Origin of the sequence: Flavobacterium glaciei, from assembly GCF_003350545.1 — a bacterium.
Lineage (GTDB): Bacteria > Bacteroidota > Bacteroidia > Flavobacteriales > Flavobacteriaceae > Flavobacterium > Flavobacterium glaciei.
On the sequence record NZ_QQBA01000007.1, the window covers coordinates 1 to 19,752 of the forward strand.

Sequence of the window (19,752 nt, forward strand, 5' to 3'; positions counted from 1 at the left end):
ATTAAATCATATAACGAAGAATACGGACTGAACTGAATTTTTTGTTGCTGAACTAACATCTAAAAAGCCTTATGGTTACAGTTAAAAATACGAAAAAAGGAGCAAAAAACTATAGTTTTCTACTCCTTTTTTATTATATAATTAATTCTTAAAAAGACTTTTTCAGTGCCCTCCATTACAGTAAGAGTTTTTTAATATATTTTAAAATCAGTATTAATAATTCCACATATCTTGTTCGAAATTGCGAATTTTTTCTTTTACTCTTTCTGATTCTAATAATTGGTTTTGAGCGTTATCCTTCATGTATTCTTCAATAGTTCTATCGCCGTATACATTTTCTTCTTTGTAAATAACACTATTAAAACGTCTAGAGTTTAATATTTGATCAAATGAAACCGGCATTGCTGAATTTTTATCATTGAATGCTTTTGCTTCATGTAAAACATCTCTTGCTGCTGGGAAAAACACCCAGAACAATTCGATATAATCTTTTTCTTCACTGTTCATAGTGTAAACATCCGGAGTCACTGGACAAATTCCCAATAAACGATACTTCAATTCACTCTGACGTTTGTCAAAATACCAATATCCTTTAATTTTATATTGGGTTACATCTTGAGCTGCTAAGTCTTGTCGTAAAATATACTCATCCGATATTTGATTACCTGCATTAATTTGTTCTCTACCTGCATCAGTAGTATCTATACGAGTCAATGAAGCTTGAATATCTTGCAAAGATTTTTTTGTGTTAAAATAACTATCAGTATAAACCTCTGTGATTTTACCGTTCTTCATAGCTTTAGTAAGCACATCATATAAAGACCTTCTATCAGACCCAATATTTGATGTATCAATTGGAAAATACAAAGCAAAATTAATTTTTTCACTTAAGTCGATAATTTCCCATGTAGTCTTACCCATCAAAACATCTCTATCATGTACATAACCATACGCTAATGGTTTATCATTATCTGATATAAGTTGCGCTGCAGTTTTAAGCCCTATTTGGTCAGGAGTTTTTGCATTAAGCAAATTAGACTGCCCAAAAGAAGCAAAACTTCCCGTAATAGAGACAATAGCGATTAAAATTTTTTTTACATTCATAATGGTATCAAAATAATATATTAAAGCAGGTCAAAAAAAACTTACTTATTATTTATTGTATTTCAAAAATTACTGGAGCAGTTCTTGGCAATAAATAACTGCCTGCACCAACAAGTTTTGTTTTTATTTCAGAAATTGTAACTTGGTCACCTCTACCTGCTTTAGAAAGAACTGCTTTACATTGAGCATTCAATCTATTTCCTTGAACAACTACAGTAGGCTGTCCAGTCACCTTAAGATTAAATCCAACAACATTTAAACCAACTTCAAAATCAAAATCCTCTAATTTCGCTCCAATTGTTGCAATTTCAAGATTAGATTTAGGTCCTTTTACAACACCTGATTCTCCTCTAATAGTTCCAGTGGGTCCAGGAATTCCTTTAACTCTAAATACTTTTTTATCAGAAGCTACTTTTCCGTCAGCCATTTTTCCGGTAACATTAATAACTACCTCATTACCTCCTTGCGGACTCATACTATATTTTCCATTTCCAACTTTAGTTAATCCTGGTGCAGATGCATTAACATCTTTATCTGAAATTCCTGCAAATGAAATAGAAATTGGATTTACAACTCCTCTATAAACTACATTCATTTTATCAGCTGAGATAGTAGCTGAGTTTGGTCTTGGTACAACAACGTATTTTCCAGAAAACTTTAACGGAATTGTTTTTCCATCTTCAACAAAAGTAAATTGTCCTCCAATTGTTTGTTCCCCTACACCTCCAGCAGTCAAAGCAATTTTAGCCTGACCTGTCGCAGGATCCAGTCTTGCTCCTGTCACACTTTTTGGTTTGGTATTTTCGTCATAACGACCTAAAACAACTTTTCCTGTAACTTGCTCACCTTGGAAATATGCATTTTTATCTAAAACTACAATTGCTTGATAGTTATTATATGAAGCAGTCTCGACTGCCGCTTTACCTAAAGCAATACTATAAACATCTGATTCTGCTTTATTGATATCATTTTGCCAAGTAGATAATTTTGCTACCGATGCAATTGCTGGGAATCCTTTGAAGTGGTAAGACAAATACTTGTCTTTTAAACCTTCTTTATTTTTAACATCCGAAAGATTAAACTTACTTTCAATTTCACTGATAATTGAAGCATATTTTTTATCTGATCCTAAAGCAGTTTTCATGTCTGCCTTATATTTAGTGATGGTTGCAATAATTTCGTTTCCTTTTTTATCATAACCTTCTCCAGTGAACCAATCGTCAATATTGTCACCTTTATCCATTTCTTCATAAGGTAATTTTCCTGTTTCTGGGTCAACTTCATACCCTTTAGTCGCTTGTTCTTTTAAAGAAGCGATATAATTATAGAAATTATCAGTGATAACTTTAACTTTATGAGCTGTTTGTGCAGCTATTGCGAATTCACCTTTAGCTTCTGCTGCTTTAGTATCTAAGGCAACAAGCATTTGATCATTAGTTTGTTTTGAATTTAAATTTGTACTTTCAAATTTTTCATTCATTAATCCAAAACCAGTTATTACTTCTTTTGAAACATTCATTGCCAACATAGCGATAAAAACCAAGTACATTAGGTTTATCATCTTCTGTCTAGGGGTTAGTTTTCCTCCTGCCATATTTTCTACTAATTAGTTTGTTGTTTATATCTCGTTTGAAACTAATTAACCTTTATTTCCCATTGCAGATAGCATACCTCCGTAAACATTGTTTAGAGACGCAATATTTGCAGTCATAGATTGCATTTGTTCTTTCAATTTTCCTGCATTTTCAGCAATTTCTTTGTTTGCTTCAGCATTTCTTGAAGCACTTTCTAATTGAACCTTATATAAACTATTTAAAGATTCCATCTGTGCTGCAGCCATAGATAATTCTTCACTATATTTTTTTGTTGCAGAAATCGAATCTACAGTTGGAGAAATACTTTTAGCAGCTGATTCAAAATTTTTGATACTATTTCCTAAACTTGCCATTAATTCTCCATCAATTTTAGCATCTTTCAACATAGCATCTAATTTTTGAGATAACAAACCTTGAGTATCTTCAGCTACTTCTACTTTTTTCTTAGGCTCTGCTTTTACTCCGTTAGCCAATTCAGGATATACCAATGTCCAATCTAACTCATTATCGACTGGCTCAAAAGCAGAAAGAGCAAAAATAAAAGCTTCTGTTAACAATCCTAATGAAAGCATCAAAGTACCTGTTAATGGACCTAATTCAAAGTGAGTAATTTTAAAAAGAGCTCCAATAATAACAACTGCTGCTCCCATACCGTATGCAAAATTCATTGCTTTTTTTCCTAGTAATGCCATAATTTTATTTTTTTTGTTAGTTTAGGTTTTATTTAAATGGGGTTGAATATTTATTTCTTTTTTCCGTTTCCAGTGGTTTGAAGCCCCATATAATCTTGTACAGTTCTAAAACCAATATAACTTCTTGCAGAATCTGCATATTCATGGTCACGAGTACTCACTTGCAAAAAGTAAGCTACATCTTTCCAGGAACCACCTCGAACCACTTTTCTTTGATTTTTATAATCCTGAACATTTGGGTTCATTGAAGAAACATATTCATAAGCATTTGGATCATAAGATGAATCGGTCCATTCAGCAACGTTTCCAGCCATGTTGTATAGATTATAACCGTTTGGTTCGTATGATTTAGCTTCTACAGTATACAAAGCTTCATCTGCCGCATAATCACCTCTATTTGGCTTGAAGTTAGCTAAGAAACAACCTCTGTCATTTTTAGTGTAAGGACCACCCCAAGGATAAGTTGCTGATTGCAAACCGCCTCTTGCTGAATATTCCCATTCTGCCTCCGTAGGTAATCGGAAAGAATTTATTAAATCACGACCTTTCTTTTTAGATTTTATATAGGTATTTTTATTTAAAGTTCTCCATGCACAAAAAGCTTTTGCCTGTGTCCACTTAACTCCTACTACCGGATAATCTCCATACGCTTTATGCCAGAAATAATCATTGTGCATTGGCTCATTATAAGAATAAGCGTAATCCTTAATCCATACTGTTGTGTCAGGATATACTTTTACTTCTTCTGTTCTAATAAAATTTTTTCTATTACCCACTTTCGCTTTCGCAGCAGCTTGAATATCCATCCAAGAGTAACGGAATTTTAATTTATTCACATCAATAGTTCTTAGTCCATTATATGATGCCTCAATTGGTAAATACATTGAATCCATTACTTCAGCATAATAAGCATCTGGATATAGTTTAGTATCCTTAATTAGCTTCACTTTTTTATTCAATTTTCTTCCTGCATAGGGATCATCGGCAGTACCTACACTATAATAATTTTCATACATGTATTTATCATAAGCCGTCATCTTTTCAGGATCTGAATCATTAAAAGCAAAATCACCAATACTTCCAGCATTTTTACCTTTTCCTTTAGAATCTCCTGAGCCAGCAGTCTGTCCGCTTTCATCGGCAAGTATTGCCAAACGAACTCTCATAGTAGAATCTTTAACCCATTCTACAAACTGGCGGTATTCGCTATTGGTAATTTCAGTTTCATCCATGTAAAAGGAACGCACAGTAACAGTTTTAGTAGGAGCATCTTCAACATTAGCTAAATCAGCATCTGATTTACCCATTATGAATGCTCCCCCAGGAACTAAAGTCATTCCGTAAGGTTTTTCTGGGTGCCATTTACCTCCATTAATACCAACTAATTCTCCTTTATCGCTTGATTTACCACAGCCAACTAAAAAGGCCAAAATAAAAGTATATGCAATGAACTTCTTCATATAAATTTGGTTAACTATTCATTATTTTTAAGTGTGTAAACCTATTTATTATTTTTTAGAAAAACAATTTTTTTATACTAAACAAACTGTTTTTTGTAAAAAAATCTTAAATAAGTAAAAAAAAAATCTAAACTATGTTTTTTCTTTGCGCTTTCCACCATCTTTCAGGCAATTCTTGGTTGCAGGCCAATAAATACTCTTCATGCGAACATGGTAATAACGTATTTCTTTTTAATTTATTATTAACATTTGAAATAAATGGAATTTCAATCCACCATCGATCCGTTTTATCACTTTTATAAAAAACAAGTTCCTCATCTTCTAATGGAACAATGTATTTTAAATAATTTTCCTTACTCCCAAAAGGATACTCATTAGAACGATAATGAAATCCTTCTATGAAATACCAAATTATCTGTGCAATGATGACAGATTCCTGTGCCGAATTATTATGGTTGAATATTCCAAATGACGACACTTTATCACTAATCCCAGCATATCGAGACAAAGAACAAATCTCTTTTCCATTAAAACCATTTGGTGCAAACGAAATAAAATTTCCCGAATCAGAGGATTTAATCGAATTCAAATCAATACTTACTAAATCAGCATCTCTAAAAACAGGCTCTGAAATAGAGATATTATTCGAAACTTCGCCTAATCTATAGGCGTCGAAAAAAAGTTTTTCAATCAAATCTATTTCTTCCTGCGAGTTAAAATAAGTTTGATACCCAATATTACAATAATTGAAAAGATTATTGGGCTCGTCTACAATTATTTTTGTTAGATACGAAGAGGCCGAAACTTCTTCCTCATCCTTACCAAAATCAAATTTATTATCAATGGAAACTAAATTAACCATTTGCTCCAGATCATCGTATGCTCTATAAAGCGCGTACGTCAAGTCCTGAGAACCGCCAATAACAATAGGAGTAACTTTATTCTTGATTAAACTTGCAACTACTTTTTTTAATGCAAAATAAGTATCATCTGTAGAATTTCCTGCTAAAATATCACCTAAATCAGCAATTGAAGCATCCCAATTTCCTGGAAACAAACCGTAAAGCTCTTTTCTAAGTGGTACTAAATCAACCTTTGATACTGCTTTTTTATCTCCATGGTTTTCTAAAACACCTATTACAGCAATTTTAATCTTGTTTAAATCTGGAAATTGTTTATCGGTGTGCAAGACCATTTTACTCCCTAATTGTTGTGAAGTCAATCCGTTTATAAATTCCAAGATTTCGTCATCAACGGGTTTCAGAAAATCAAATTCCATTTTTTACTTTTTTTTCCTCTCCCCAACCCTATCCGAAAGAAAGGGAGTAGAGACCGGAATGTTTTACTATTTATTTCTTTTTAACCGCAGGCTTCTTTGCTACTGGTTTCTTTGCGACTGCTTTCTTCGCAGGTGCTTTTTTAGCAGCTACTTTTTTAGCCGGTGTTTTCTTGGCTATCATTTCTTGAACTTCTTCCAACGTCAATTTTGTAGCATCGACATCTTTACTTAATTCAATTTTGATTTTCCCTTTGGTAATCACTGAACGTCCCCAACGGGCTTTTTCAACTAAAATACCTTCGTCTTCCCAATTGTGCAAAACCTTATCAATGTTCTTTTGCAATTTATCTTCAATCAATGCTTCAATATCCGATTGAGACAAATTATCAAAATTGTATTTCTTACTTACATTGATAAACAAGCCTTCCCATTTGATAAAAGGGCCAAAACGACCGGTTCCTTTTTGTACACCTTCGCCTTTATATACTGCTATTGGCGCATCAGCCAAAGCTTTTTCATCAATTAATTCCTGAGCTCTTTCATAATCTACATCTAATGGATTTTCACCTTTTGGCAAAGAAACAAAAGCTGCACCGTGACGAATATAAGGACCATAACGACCGTTACTTACTTCAACTTCTTCTCCTTTATATTCTCCAAGATTTTTTGGTAACAAAAATAAATTCAACGTTTCTTCTAAAGTGATGTTTCCAATATTTTGATCATTCATCAAACTCGCGAACTTTTTATCCTCATCATCTGCAGCTCCAATTTGAGCCATTGGTCCAAATTTTCCTAAACGCACCGAAACCGGTTTTCCTGTTTTAGGATCTTTTCCCAGAATTCGTTCACCACTTTCACGCTCTGCATTGGCTTCGACATCTTTTACCGTTGGGTGAAATGTATCGTAAAACTCTTGCATCATTTTTGTCCAAACGATATTTCCTTCTGCAATTTCGTCAAAATCCTGTTCTACTTTTGCAGTAAAATTATAATCCAAAATGTTTCCAAAATTCTTAACCAAGAAATCCGTAACAATCGTTCCAATATCTGTAGGGACTAATTTCCCTTTATCAGAACCGGTATTTTCTTTCAGTAACTTCTCCCCTACTTTTCCGGATTGTAAAGTCAGTTGTGTATAATTACGTTCCTGACCGTCAAGATTTCCTTTCTCTACATAATTTCTGTTGATAATAGTAGAAATCGTTGGCGCATAAGTAGAAGGACGGCCAATACCCAATTCCTCTAATTTCTTCACCAAAGAAGCCTCCGTATATCGTGCAGGCGGTCTAGAATATCTTTCAGTTGCTGAGATATAATTGTTTTGTAATTTTTCATCGACTTTCATCGCCGGCAACATTCCTTCTTGCTCTTCTTCATCGTCATCATGACCTTCCAAATACACTTTTAAGAAACCTTCAAAAAGCAAAACCTCTCCTGAAGCCGTGAATATTTCACCGTGATTGTTCGCTTCAATTTTAACGTTAGTACGTTCTAATTGTGCATCACTCATTTGCGAAGCCAATGTTCTTTTCCAGATCAAATCATACAAACGCGCTTGATCTCTGTCGATATCTACCGTATGACGTGACATATCCGTAGGACGAATCGCCTCGTGCGCTTCCTGTGCGCCTTTGCTTTTATTGACAAAAGTTCGAGGTTTAGAGAATTCTTTTCCGTAGGATTTAATAATTTCAGCCTGAGCAGCTTCCATTGCATCTTTGGATAAGTTCACACTATCCGTTCTCATATACGTGATAAGTCCGGCTTCGTATAAACGCTGTGCGAGTTGCATGGTAATTCCAACAGGCAAATACAATTTACGAGCGGCTTCTTGTTGCAAAGTCGAAGTCGTAAATGGACCAGTTGGAGATTTTTTGGTAGGTTTCGTTTCTAAATCGGCTACCTTATATGTAGAACCGATATTTTTATTTAAAAAATCTTCGGCTTCTTTTTTAGTATTGAAATTTTTAGGTAGTTTGGCTTTGAATATTTTACCGGATTCGTTAGTAAATTCAGCCACTACAGAATACGTAGCAATAGCTTTGAAATTTTGAATTTCTCTTTCACGCTCCACAATTAAACGAACAGAAACAGATTGCACACGTCCCGCAGAAAGTCCTCCTTTTATTTTTCTCCAAAGTACAGGCGATAATTCATAACCCACTAATCTGTCTAAAACACGTCTTGCTTGTTGCGCATTGACTAAATTATAATCGATTTCACGTGGATTATCAATTGCTTTTAGAATTGCAGTTTTAGTAATTTCGTGAAATACAATACGTTTTGTTTTGGTTTTGTCTAATTTCAATTCTTCGGCTAAATGCCAAGAAATGGCCTCACCCTCGCGATCCTCATCACTTGCTAACCAAACCATTTCAGCTTTTTTAGCTAGGCCTTTTAATTTAGTGACCAATGCTTTTTTATCGGCAGAAACTTCGTATTTAGGTTTAAAACCATTTTCCACATCTACACCAATTTCTTTGGAAGGTAAGTCAGCAATATGCCCGTAACTGGACTCTACCTGAAAATCACTTCCTAGAAATTTCTCGATTGTTTTTGCCTTTGCAGGGGACTCCACTATAACTAAATTCTTTGCCATTGCTCTATTTTTCTGGGACAAAAGTATCTATTTTTTTTAAATATTAGGCTTTAGATTTTATTTTTGAATTATTTCACACTCAATAATAGGTAAGTTATAACCATATTCGACTGTTTTTTAGCCCCGATTATAGTGAAAAGCCCAGAGCAAAAAATTAAAAGTTTTCTATTCTAAAAAAGCCACAAACGGAAGCTCTTTATAGAAATTTGGAAACTTTGCTTTTTTATGATTCCCAAAGAGTCGGGGTTGTAGCGGAAAGCAGGACACGAACAAAGCGAACTGACGAAGTAAATAGCCATCCAGAAAAAATGGCTTAAAATAGTGTTAATTCTTAATCTGACATCTTGTCATATTTATTTGAATTGCGTTATCTTTGTCCTTTGAAAATACATGATGGAAAAGATTATTGAAGAAAGTAAGCAGGGCGAAAGTCTTGTTCTGGAGAATAAACCTGAAAATACAAAAAAACTATTTATAGAAAGTTATGGCTGTGCTATGAATTTTTCGGACAGTGAAATTGTAGCTTCCATATTATCTGGAAACGGATACAATACAACGCAAGTGCTGGAAGAAGCCGATTTAGTTTTGGTCAATACTTGTTCGATTCGGGACAAAGCAGAGCAAACCATTCGCAAACGTTTGGAAAAATACAATGCGGTGAAACGCATTAATCCAAAAATGAAAGTGGGCGTTTTAGGCTGTATGGCCGAGCGTTTGAAAAGCCAATTCCTTGAAGAAGAAAAAATTGTAGACCTAGTTGTAGGTCCGGATGCCTATAAAGACTTGCCAAACCTTTTGCAAGAAGTGGAAGAAGGCCGTGATGCAATTAACGTTATTTTGTCTAAAGATGAAACCTATGGTGATATTTCACCGGTTCGATTGATGAGTAATGGAATTACAGCGTTGGTTTCTATCACTCGTGGTTGTGATAATATGTGTACGTTTTGCGTGGTACCTTTTACCCGCGGACGCGAACGCAGCCGTGAACCACAAAGTATAATGAAGGAAATTCAGGATTTATGGGACAAAGGATTTAAAGAAATTACACTTTTAGGACAGAATGTTGATAGTTATTTATGGTACGGCGGCGGTTTGAAAAAAGATTTCGAAAATGCTACCGAAATGCAAAAAGCAACTGCTGTAGATTTTGATCAATTATTAGAAATGGTTGCAGTAGGTTTTCCGAAAATGCGCATTCGATTTTCGACATCAAATCCTCAGGACATGCACGAAAGTATTTTGCATGTGATTGCAAAACATCCTAATATATGTAAGCACATTCACTTGCCGGTTCAATCAGGAAGCAATAGAATTCTGAAGGAAATGAATCGTTTGCACACGCGTGAAGAATATATGACTTTGATTGACAAAATCAGAGCTATTATTCCGAATGGCTCTATTTCGCAGGATATGATTTCAGGTTTTCCAACTGAAACCGAAGAAGATCATCAAGACACCTTGAGTTTGATGGAATATGTGAAATATAATTTTGGTTATATGTATTCCTATTCAGAACGTCCGGGAACATTAGCAGGAAGAAAAATGGAAGATGACGTAACCGAAGAAACGAAAGCACGAAGATTGCAGGAAATTGTCGATTTACAACAAAAACATGCTTGGTTGCGCTCAGAGGAATTCATTGGTCAAACGGTAGAAGTTTTGGTTGAAAAAGTTTCTAAAAAATCAACCGAAGAGTTTTCCGGAAGAAATTCACAAAGTATTACGGTTGTTTTCCCAAAAGAGAATTATAAAATTGGTGATTTTGTAAACGTAAAAATTACGAGTTGCACAAGCGGAACTTTGAAAGGGACAGCAATTAGTTTAAGTGAGATGAATTAATTTTTTACCACAAATTTCGCAAATTTTCACAAATTCATTTAATAAAAACATCAAACATGAGCGAGTCTAATGAGTATTATTATAAAAAAAATGAAAATTACGAAATAGTTGGTCTTTGTATGGAAGTACATAGAATACTCGGCCCTGGTTTACTAGAAATCGTTTATAAAGATGCCTTAGAAATAGAATTCAAAAATCACAATATTCCTTATGAAAGAGAAAAAGAGTATACTGTTGAATACAAAGGAATAATTTTACCCCATAAATTTTATGCCGACTTTGTGGTTTATACCGACATTATTCTAGAAGTAAAATCAATTAAAGAAATCAGTAATGATCATCTTGCGCAAATATTGAACTATATGAAATTAGCCGATACTCCCATCGGAATAATAGCAAATTTTCAAAATAAATCGTTAGTTCACAAAAGATTAATAAATACCTAAAAATACAAATTTGTGATAATTTGTGTAATTTGTGGTTGAGAAAAAAAATATGGAATCAGTACAATCAATAAAACAGCGATTTGAGATTATCGGGAATGACCCGAAGCTTAATCGTGCGATAGAAAAAGTCATTCAGGTAGCTCCTACTGATATTACAGTCTTAGTAGCTGGAGAGAGCGGAGTTGGGAAAGAGAATATTCCTAGAATTATTCATTCGCTTTCGCATAGAAAACATGGGAAATACATTGCCGTAAACTGTGGCGCCATTCCAGAAGGAACAATTGACAGTGAACTTTTCGGACATGAAAAAGGTGCTTTTACTGGAGCCACAGGTACTCGTGAAGGTTATTTTGAAGTGGCTGACGGCGGAACTATATTTTTGGATGAAGTAGGTGAATTACCGTTAACTACACAAGTTCGTTTGTTGCGTGTTCTTGAAAATGGCGAATTTATAAAAGTCGGTTCTTCACAAGTACAGAAAACGGACGTCCGAATTGTTGCGGCTACGAATGTCAATTTATTTGATGCGATTGAAAAAGGGAAATTCCGTGAGGATTTGTATTATCGTTTGAGTACTGTGGATATTACTTTGCCGCCTTTGCGCGATCGAAAAGATGACATTCATTTGTTATTCAGGAAATTCGTTGCTGATTTTGCCCATAAATACAAAATGCCTCCATTGAAGTTAGATGAAAATGCAGTTCAGCTACTGCAGAAATTTCGTTGGAGCGGAAACATTAGACAATTAAGAAATGTAGCGGAACAAATCTCCGTTTTAGAAACTAATAGAGATATATCAGCCGTAACATTACAATCTTATTTGCCAGCGCAAGGAAGCAATTTACCTTCTGTTATAAAAGACAAAAAAAGCGAAAGTGATTTCAGTACTGAAAGAGAAATTTTGTACAAAGTACTTTTTGACATGAAAAGTGATTTGAATGATTTGAAAAAATTAACATTAGAACTGATTCAAAATGGAGGTTCAAAAGTTCAGGAGACGAATCAACATTTGATAAAAAAAATATACGGCTCGAAAGAAAATGATAGTGAAATTGATTTTGAAGAAGAACCAAAAGCAGCATTCATTACAGCTCAAAATAATGAAGAGCTGTATCAAGAACATGACGACAATTATCTATTTGCAGAAACTGTCGAGGAAGAAGAAACCTTGCGTTTAGAACAAAAAGAAATCGAAATGATAAAAAAATCATTAGAAAAAAATAAAGGTAAACGAAAAGCTGCCGCGGATGAATTAGGTATTTCAGAAAGGACATTATATAGAAAAATTAAACAATTTGACTTGTAGTTTTTAAGTCCCAAAATGATTTAATTGAAAATGAATACCTTTGAACTAAACGTTGGTAAACCGGCACAGTAATTTTTAAAACAAAAAATGAAACATATAAAATTTATACTTTTTTCCATAATTATACTGAGTATGCATAGTTGCTCGGTTTATAACTTTACAGGAACCGGCAAAATTGACGCTGAAACATTTCAGGTAGGCTTTTTTCAGAATAATGCGGAGTTAATCGAGCCCGGAATTGACCTAACTTTCACACGTGAACTTCAAGATTTGATTCAGAATCAAACCAATTTGAACTTGGTCAAAAACGGTGCTGATTTGACCTATGAAGGAGAAATTGTAGATTACAGAATAAGCCCTATGACAGCAACGGCAGATCAGCGAGCTGCTCAAAACAGACTGACGATTAGGGTAAATGTTCGTTTTACTAATAAGAAAAAAGAAGCTGATGATTTTGAAAAACCATTCACCTTTTTCTATGATTATCCAGCAGAACAACAACTAACAGGAGCAACTCTAAACAGCGCATTAAAGGAAATTTTTGAAAGAATTACACAAGACATCTTTAATGAGTCACTGGCAAAATGGTAAATGAAGTTTAATTGTTGAAATTATTTAATCGATTAAACAGTTCAACAATTCCACGATTAAACACTAAAAATGAACGTAACAGATTATACTTATTTGATTAATAAACCTGATGCTATCCATGAAAAGCAAACGGAAGCTTTGGAAAAAGTACTCGATGAGTTTCCTTATTTTCAAAGTGCTAGAGCAATTCAATTAAAAGGGCTTTATAATCTAAACAGCTTTAAATACAATACTGCTTTAAAAATCACTGCAGCACATTCAACGGACCGTTCAATTTTATTTGATTTCATCACATCAGACACGTTTACTTCCATTCAAAAGGGACTTTACGATAAAAAAACATTAGAAATTCTTGATATAAAAGTTGTAGACAGTGAGATTATTGTTACTGAAGAAAAAACAGAGTCTAAAATAAATCCTTTAGAAAGATCCATACTCACTTCAATAAAAGAAGCCTCAACAACTGATGTTGATGACACTTCAAAAACAACCGAAGAGAAACTGGCCATTGGAAAACCCTTAGATTTCTCAAAAAGCGAACAACATTCCTTTCAAGAATGGCTTCAGCTTTCCCGAACTGAGCCTATAGTAAGAGAAAAAGAAAGTACTATTAATTTGCCACTACCTATAATAGATGAAGACAAAAGAAAAAAATTAGAATTAATAGATAAGTTTATTGAAGCCAGTCCAAAGATTTCTCCGGTAAAACACGGAGTTGCTTCAACTGTCAATTTGGATCTAAATGCAGCTGACAATTCCTTCTTGATGACGGAAACTTTGGCCAGAGTCTATTTAGAACAAAAAAAATATCAAAAAGCGATTCAAGCTTATGAAATATTAATTTTGAAATATCCAGAAAAAAGTAGTTTCTTTGCGGACCGCATATCGGATATTAAGATTTTACAACATAATAATAATTAAACAATGAGCACATTTTCAATTTTTTTAGTTTTAATAACTATAGTTTGTTTTCTATTAATCGTAGTTATCATGGTTCAAAACCCTAAAGGTGGAGGATTATCTTCTACAATAGGTGGTTCCCAAATGTTAGGTGGAGTACAAAAAACAACAGATTTTTTAGACAAAAGCACTTGGACATTAGCAACTATATTAATTGCACTTATTTTACTTTCTAGCTTAAGTTTTACAGGAACACTAAGTGATACTGATTCTAAAATCATTGAAAACACAGGAAGTACAGCACCTACTACAAACACACCTGCTGCTCCTGCTCAAAACACTCCTGCTGCAACAAATCCAGCCAAATAAATTATTAAAACATATTCTAAATGCCAGCCTGTCAAAGCTGGCATTTTTTATAAGAAATTATGTCAGTTTCATTAGGATGGCATAATTTCTGAAATCTTAATAATAGTAATAAAAATAAATAATATAAAAATATACAATCATGGCTTTAAACATTAAACCACTTTCAGACAGAGTTCTTATCGAACCTGTAGCAGCTGAAACAAAAACTGCTTCAGGGATTTTTATTCCAGACACTGCAAAGGAAAAACCACAAAAAGGAACTGTTGTTGCTGTTGGAAACGGAACAAAAGAACATACAATGACTGTAAAAATTGGTGATTCTGTTCTTTACGGAAAATACGCTGGAACTGAATTGAAATTGGAAGGGAAAGATTATTTAATCATGCGTGAAGACGATATTTTAGCAATTATCTAAATAGTATTAAGTCCTAAGAATTAAGTATCAAGACAACTTGACCCGAGAGCTTTGCTCGAACTGGCGAAGCAAACTTTAAACAAATTTAACCTTAAACAAAAAGCAAAGAAATGGCAAAAGATATAAAATTTGATATTGAAGCACGTGACGGATTAAAACGTGGTGTTGATGCATTAGCAAATGCAGTAAAAGTAACATTAGGACCAAAAGGTCGTAATGTGATTATCGGAAAAGCTTTTGGTGGACCAAACGTTACTAAAGATGGTGTTACCGTTGCAAAAGAAATTGAATTGAAAGATCCATTGGAAAACATGGGTGCTCAAATGGTAAAAGAAGTAGCGTCTAAAACTAATGATTTAGCTGGAGACGGAACTACAACTGCAACTGTATTGGCACAAGCTATCGTAAAAGAAGGCTTGAAAAACGTTGCTGCAGGAGCAAATCCTATGGATTTGAAACGCGGTATTGATAAAGCCGTAGAGGCTATTGTGGCGGATTTAGCAAAACAAGCAAAAGTAGTAGGAAGCGATTCTGAGAAAATCAAACAAATTGCTTCGATTTCTGCTAACAATGACGAAGTAATTGGTGAGTTAATCGCTACTGCTTTCGCAAAAGTTGGAAAAGAAGGAGTTATCACTGTTGAAGAAGCTAAAGGAACAGATACGTATGTAGATGTTGTAGAAGGTATGCAATTTGACAGAGGATATCTTTCTCCGTATTTTGTGACTAATTCAGAAAAAATGGAAGTAGAATTGGAAAATCCTTACATCCTTTTATATGACAAAAAAGTTTCTTCATTAAAAGAATTATTACCAGTTCTTGAGCCAGTTGCTCAATCGGGAAAACCATTATTAATTATTGCTGAAGATGTTGATGGTGAAGCATTATCTACATTGGTGGTAAATAAATTACGTGGAGCATTAAAAATTGCTGCTGTAAAAGCTCCTGGTTTTGGAGACAGAAGAAAAGCTATGTTAGAAGATATCGCTATCTTGACTGGTGGAACTGTAATTTCTGAAGAAAGAGGATACACTCTAGAAAATACAACTATCGAAATGTTAGGAACTGCTAAAAAAGTAACTATCGATAAAGATAATACTACAATAGTAAGTGGCGCTGGAGAAGCTGATATCATCAAAAATCGTGTCAACCAAATCAAAGGTCAAATGGAAGCTACCACTTCTGATTATGACAAAGAAAAATTGCAGGAACGTTTGGCTAAATTAGCTGGTGGAGTTGCCGTACTTTATGTTGGTGCTGCATCTGAAGTAGAAATGAAAGAGAAAAAAGACAGAGTTGACGATGCACTTCACGCAACTCGTGCTGCTGTTGAAGAAGGAATTGTTGCTGGTGGTGGTGTTGCTTTATTAAGAGCTAAAAATGCACTTAGCGCTATTAAAGCTGACAATGCTGACGAAGCAACAGGAATTCAAATTGTATCTCGTGCCGTGGAATCACCATTAAGAACTATTGTTGAAAACGCAGGTCTTGAAGGTTCTGTTGTTGTGGCAAAAGTTGCTGAAGGTTCAGGTGACTTTGGATACAACGCAAAAACTGACGAATATGTTGATATGCTGAAAGCAGGTATTATTGATCCTAAAAAAGTAACACGTGTAGCATTAGAAAACGCAGCTTCGGTTGCTGGAATGATATTGACTACTGAATGTGCTTTGATTGATATCAAAGAAGATAATGGTGGTGGAAACCCAATGGGTGGAGGTATGCCAGGAATGATGTAATAGCATTTCCCCAAATAAAAAACCGTCCCGATTTAATCATCAGGACGGTTTTTTTATGCTATAAAATTTTATTATTCTTGAGTTTTTGATTTTTTGCTGAACTTATAAATTACTGGTATAACAGTGATCCCAACCAAAGCAATAACAATAATTTCAATATGCTCTTTCAAATCTATTTGATAATTGTTAAGCAAAAAGCCATATAAATAATGACCCGCAAAAATCAAAGTGAATGACCAAATGAAAGAACTAAGGACATTATAAAACATGAATTTTTGTTTGTCCATAGACACAATCCCAGCTACTATAGGGGCAAAGGTTCTGAATATTGGAAGAAAACGGGCAAAAATAATTGCTTTGCCCCCATATTTTTCAAAGAAATCTTTTGATTGAACCAAATATTTTTTCTTAAACCAAAAACTATCTTCCTTATTGTACAAATAATATCCACTTTTTGAACCAAACCAATATCCAACAATATTACCCAATATCCCTGCTAAAGCAACTAGTGTTGCCAAAAGAATAACATTCGCAAAATCATTTTGAATGAAAAATATGTTTTCTATTAAATCGCGACTATATATACCTGCTAAAAACAACAAACTATCACCTGGTAAAAAGAAACCCGCAAAAAGACCTGTTTCTGCAAAAACAATAAATAAAACTATATAAATACCCAATTTAATTCCATTAATATCAAAATGAATATAAAAAAGCGGGTCAATCAAATTCTTCCAATCAAAATCATTCATTCTACGGTGTTTTATGCTTAAATTATTTGTGCGTGAAAGTACGGATAATATATCTTAACCGCAATTTATGCCTCTATTTTAAAGTTTTATTAACTATTTAAATTCGTCAAATTAACTACGCAATACCAACAATCAAATATTGTTTTTGCGATTTGACATCTCGGCTAATAAAAAATATCATTTTGTATAGTCAGCAGCCAATTACATAATAAAAATCAGGCGCTAAAAAAACCAAAGTTTTCACTTTGGCTTTTTTTTAAAATTATTTTCGCTCATATTGACAACAAGTATGAAGTTTATCGTAATCTTCCTTTAATGCCTTGAAATCATCTGTATCATGTCCTGCTTTTGCAACCGCTTTTTGAATTGTAGGTACATCCGTTTTCTGCTCGTTAACAATCAAGTATAAAGTGCCACAATCCATATGCCAATCGGCAGATTTTACACCTGAAACGCCTAATGCCGCTTTTTCAACTCTTTTTTTACACATTTCACAATTCCCGCTCACATGAAACTCAACCTTAGCGTTCTTATTTCTAACCTCTTGAGCCTGAAGTGTAAATCCAAAAAAAGTCATTACCAATACTACTATGATATTTTTCATCATTTAATTTTTTTAAGATTATTTAATTTTAAAACGTAAACCCGCATAATACATTTGTCCAAAAACTGGACCATAAACTATTGAAGCGTCAAAAGTAGGTCCAAAAGGATTTTCATTACCTAAGATAACATTAACCTGCTTGTAATTACCAATATTTTCACCGCCAATGTAAACTTCAAAAGTAGAAGAAAAAACTCTAGTAACTTGTACATTCATCACAGAAAATGAAGGTGAAAATTCAGGTAGTCTGTCTGCTTGAGGATTTGTTGACGTATTCGGTAATTGTTGTTTGCCGAGCCAGTTAATAGTGTAATCAAATTTCCATTGTTTTCCATTTTCTAAAATATGCGTTTCATATCCTAAATTTCCAAAGAAACGATGTTTAGCCTGCAATGGCCTTTGATAGGTTCCTGACAAATAATCCGTTTGAATGTCATAATATTTATAGGCTGTTCTCAAATTAAAATTTTTCATCAATTCATAATTGAACTCTACTTGCAAACTATTCGCATATGATTTTCCTTCTAAGTTGTAAAACAAAACCTGTTGCGGACTTTGCATTACATCGACAACTGCCTGATTTTGAAAATCGGTTCTGTAAAAATCAAAACCAATATCAGCACTCTTGCCAAATAGCAAAAAACCTTGCATAAAACTCATCCCATAATTCCATGCAATTTCAGGATTCAAACCGTAGATTTTTCCATTGGAATCTAAAAATTCAAAAGTTCTTGAACTCGCTAAAAGCTGTTGATTTTCGGCAAAAACGTTAGCGCTACGCTTGCCTCTACCAGCTGAAAATCGCAAAACACCTTTCTCCCAAGGATTGTATCGCACATGTAATCTAGGCGTAGCAAAAGTGCCCAAACGATTATGATTGTCTATTCTACCGCCCAAAACTACGCTAAAATTATCCGTGTTATCATAGGTATATTCAAAAAAAGCACCCGTTGAATTATCAATTCTACTGTAATCATTGACATTGACAAACTCACCGTATTTATCATACGTAAAATTCAAACCCGCAGAAAATTTATGTTTTGTATTATTGATAATCGAATTGAAAATCAGGTTCGAATAATAACTTTTTTGTTTGATATTAAATTGATTTAATCCAAAATAAGAGTTTTGATCATGACTGTTAAATGCATTTTGAAAACCAATACTTTGATAGGGCATATCTGGAAAAACATAGCCTATTTTAGTAGAAACATCAAACCGTTCCGTATTGATTTCGGAGCCCCAATAATTAGTTGTTCCCTTGTCTTTATCTGGGTCAAAATTTAATTCTCCTGTTTGCTTTTGATCATTTAAATAACGAAAATTGATAAAACTCACCCAGCCTTTTTCGGCATTGGTATATTGCCAACGATTTAAAACATTGACTTGTTTTGCCAAGGGATTGTCCAGAAACCCATCGTCATTCATGTCGTTTTTTAAAACTCTAGTATTTCCGTGAACAAACAAACTACTACTCCATTTATCAGAAATTTTCTTGTTGAAATGAGTATTTAATTCAAATCGAGAATCTGTAGAGCCGTATACATTTAGAAAAAATGGAATATCGCTGATTGGCTTTATTAATTCGGTATTAATTTGCCCCGATATACTTTCGAAGCCATTAACAACACTTCCTGCGCCTTTAGTAATTTGGATACTTTCAACCCAAGTTCCTGGCGTAAATGACAATCCGTAGGCTTGCGAAGCACCACGAACCGAGGGAATGTTTTCCTCGGTAATCATTAAATATGGACTAGTTAATCCTAGCATTTTTATTTGTTTCGTACCGGTCAAAGCATCTGAGAAATTGACGTCGATTGAGGGATTTGTTTCGAAACTTTCTGCTAGATTACAACAAGCGGCTTTTAGTAATTCTTTACTTGTTAGGATTGTAGTATTAGCCGTTAGTCTATATGATTTTTTTAAACTTTTACTGTTTCCTTGAACTTTAATCTCTTGCAAGGTATCTTGCGAGTAAGTATTAAAAGCGCAAAAGAAGAACAATAAAAATATTGAAATTTGTTTTTGCATGATTGATTTTTAATGTTAGAAAAATGTA

Annotated in this window: 17 protein-coding genes; 8 read left to right on the forward strand and 9 right to left on the reverse strand. The window is 33.9% G+C overall.

Annotation, left to right across the window (positions count from 1 at the left end; translation table 11 throughout):
• Window positions 1-213: 213 nt before the first annotated feature.
• From porN to topA, 6 genes are all read right to left on the reverse strand, one after another.
• The gene (porN, locus tag DFR66_RS07535) at window positions 214-1,104 is read right to left on the reverse strand and encodes a type IX secretion system ring subunit PorN/GldN (RefSeq protein WP_114754233.1); all 891 of its coding nucleotides are present in this window, start codon (window positions 1,102-1,104) and stop codon (window positions 214-216) included.
• Between the two features lie 52 nt (window positions 1,105-1,156).
• On the reverse strand, window positions 1,157-2,698 hold the full coding sequence (gene porM, locus DFR66_RS07540; protein WP_114754234.1) for a type IX secretion system motor protein PorM/GldM: 1,542 nt from the start codon (window positions 2,696-2,698) through the stop codon (window positions 1,157-1,159).
• Window positions 2,699-2,743: 45 nt separating this feature from the next.
• On the reverse strand, window positions 2,744-3,391 hold the full coding sequence (gene porL, locus DFR66_RS07545) for a type IX secretion system motor protein PorL/GldL (RefSeq protein WP_114754235.1): 648 nt from the start codon (window positions 3,389-3,391) through the stop codon (window positions 2,744-2,746).
• 50 nt (window positions 3,392-3,441) lie between these two features.
• Complete coding sequence (gene porK, locus DFR66_RS07550; protein ID WP_114754236.1) at window positions 3,442-4,851, reverse strand: T9SS ring complex lipoprotein PorK/GldK; 1,410 nt, start codon at window positions 4,849-4,851, stop codon at window positions 3,442-3,444.
• 127 nt (window positions 4,852-4,978) lie between these two features.
• Window positions 4,979-6,130 (reverse strand): formimidoylglutamase, encoded by a 1,152-nt coding sequence (locus DFR66_RS07555; RefSeq protein WP_114754237.1) that lies wholly within the window; start codon window positions 6,128-6,130, stop codon window positions 4,979-4,981.
• Between the two features lie 70 nt (window positions 6,131-6,200).
• Complete coding sequence (gene topA, locus DFR66_RS07560; protein ID WP_114754238.1) at window positions 6,201-8,732, reverse strand: type I DNA topoisomerase; 2,532 nt, start codon at window positions 8,730-8,732, stop codon at window positions 6,201-6,203.
• A gap of 393 nt (window positions 8,733-9,125) precedes the next feature.
• On the opposite strand from topA, the gene miaB reads away from it, so the two are divergent.
• The 8 genes from miaB to groL all read left to right on the forward strand — a co-directional run bounded on the left by miaB (window position 9,126) and on the right by groL (window position 16,337).
• Window positions 9,126-10,571: a tRNA (N6-isopentenyl adenosine(37)-C2)-methylthiotransferase MiaB gene (miaB, locus tag DFR66_RS07565; RefSeq protein WP_114754239.1), complete on the forward strand. Its 1,446-nt coding sequence runs from the start codon at window positions 9,126-9,128 to the stop codon at window positions 10,569-10,571.
• Between the two features lie 56 nt (window positions 10,572-10,627).
• The gene (locus tag DFR66_RS07570; protein WP_114754240.1) at window positions 10,628-11,017 is read left to right on the forward strand and encodes a GxxExxY protein; all 390 of its coding nucleotides are present in this window, start codon (window positions 10,628-10,630) and stop codon (window positions 11,015-11,017) included.
• A gap of 49 nt (window positions 11,018-11,066) precedes the next feature.
• Window positions 11,067-12,323, forward strand: a complete 1,257-nt coding sequence (locus DFR66_RS07575; protein WP_114754241.1) for a sigma-54 interaction domain-containing protein — start codon at window positions 11,067-11,069, stop codon at window positions 12,321-12,323.
• Window positions 12,324-12,410: 87 nt separating this feature from the next.
• Window positions 12,411-12,914, forward strand: coding sequence for an LptE family protein (locus DFR66_RS07580; RefSeq protein ID WP_114754242.1), 504 nt, complete (start codon window positions 12,411-12,413; stop codon window positions 12,912-12,914).
• Between the two features lie 69 nt (window positions 12,915-12,983).
• Window positions 12,984-13,835: a tetratricopeptide repeat protein gene (locus tag DFR66_RS07585; RefSeq protein WP_114754243.1), complete on the forward strand. Its 852-nt coding sequence runs from the start codon at window positions 12,984-12,986 to the stop codon at window positions 13,833-13,835.
• A 3-nt stretch (window positions 13,836-13,838) separates the two neighbouring features.
• Window positions 13,839-14,183 (forward strand): preprotein translocase subunit SecG, encoded by a 345-nt coding sequence (secG, locus tag DFR66_RS07590; RefSeq protein ID WP_114754244.1) that lies wholly within the window; start codon window positions 13,839-13,841, stop codon window positions 14,181-14,183.
• Window positions 14,184-14,322: 139 nt separating this feature from the next.
• Window positions 14,323-14,598, forward strand: coding sequence for a co-chaperone GroES (locus tag DFR66_RS07595; protein ID WP_007137725.1), 276 nt, complete (start codon window positions 14,323-14,325; stop codon window positions 14,596-14,598).
• Between the two features lie 110 nt (window positions 14,599-14,708).
• Window positions 14,709-16,337: a chaperonin GroEL gene (gene groL, locus DFR66_RS07600; protein ID WP_114754245.1), complete on the forward strand. Its 1,629-nt coding sequence runs from the start codon at window positions 14,709-14,711 to the stop codon at window positions 16,335-16,337.
• Between the two features lie 71 nt (window positions 16,338-16,408).
• Here the strand turns inward: groL and DFR66_RS07605 are convergent, their stop codons facing one another.
• The 3 genes from DFR66_RS07605 to DFR66_RS07615 form a co-directional block, all read right to left on the reverse strand.
• Window positions 16,409-17,089 carry a DedA family protein gene (locus DFR66_RS07605; protein ID WP_114754246.1) on the reverse strand — a complete coding sequence of 227 codons (681 nt, stop codon included), beginning with the start codon at window positions 17,087-17,089 and terminating at the stop codon, window positions 16,409-16,411.
• 262 nt (window positions 17,090-17,351) lie between these two features.
• Window positions 17,352-17,693, reverse strand: a complete 342-nt coding sequence (locus DFR66_RS07610) for a heavy-metal-associated domain-containing protein (protein ID WP_114754363.1) — start codon at window positions 17,691-17,693, stop codon at window positions 17,352-17,354.
• Window positions 17,694-17,711: 18 nt separating this feature from the next.
• A complete protein-coding gene (locus tag DFR66_RS07615; RefSeq protein ID WP_114754247.1) occupies window positions 17,712-19,724 on the reverse strand; it encodes a TonB-dependent receptor plug domain-containing protein in 2,013 nt (670 codons plus the stop codon).
• Between the last annotated feature and the right edge of the window lie 28 nt (window positions 19,725-19,752).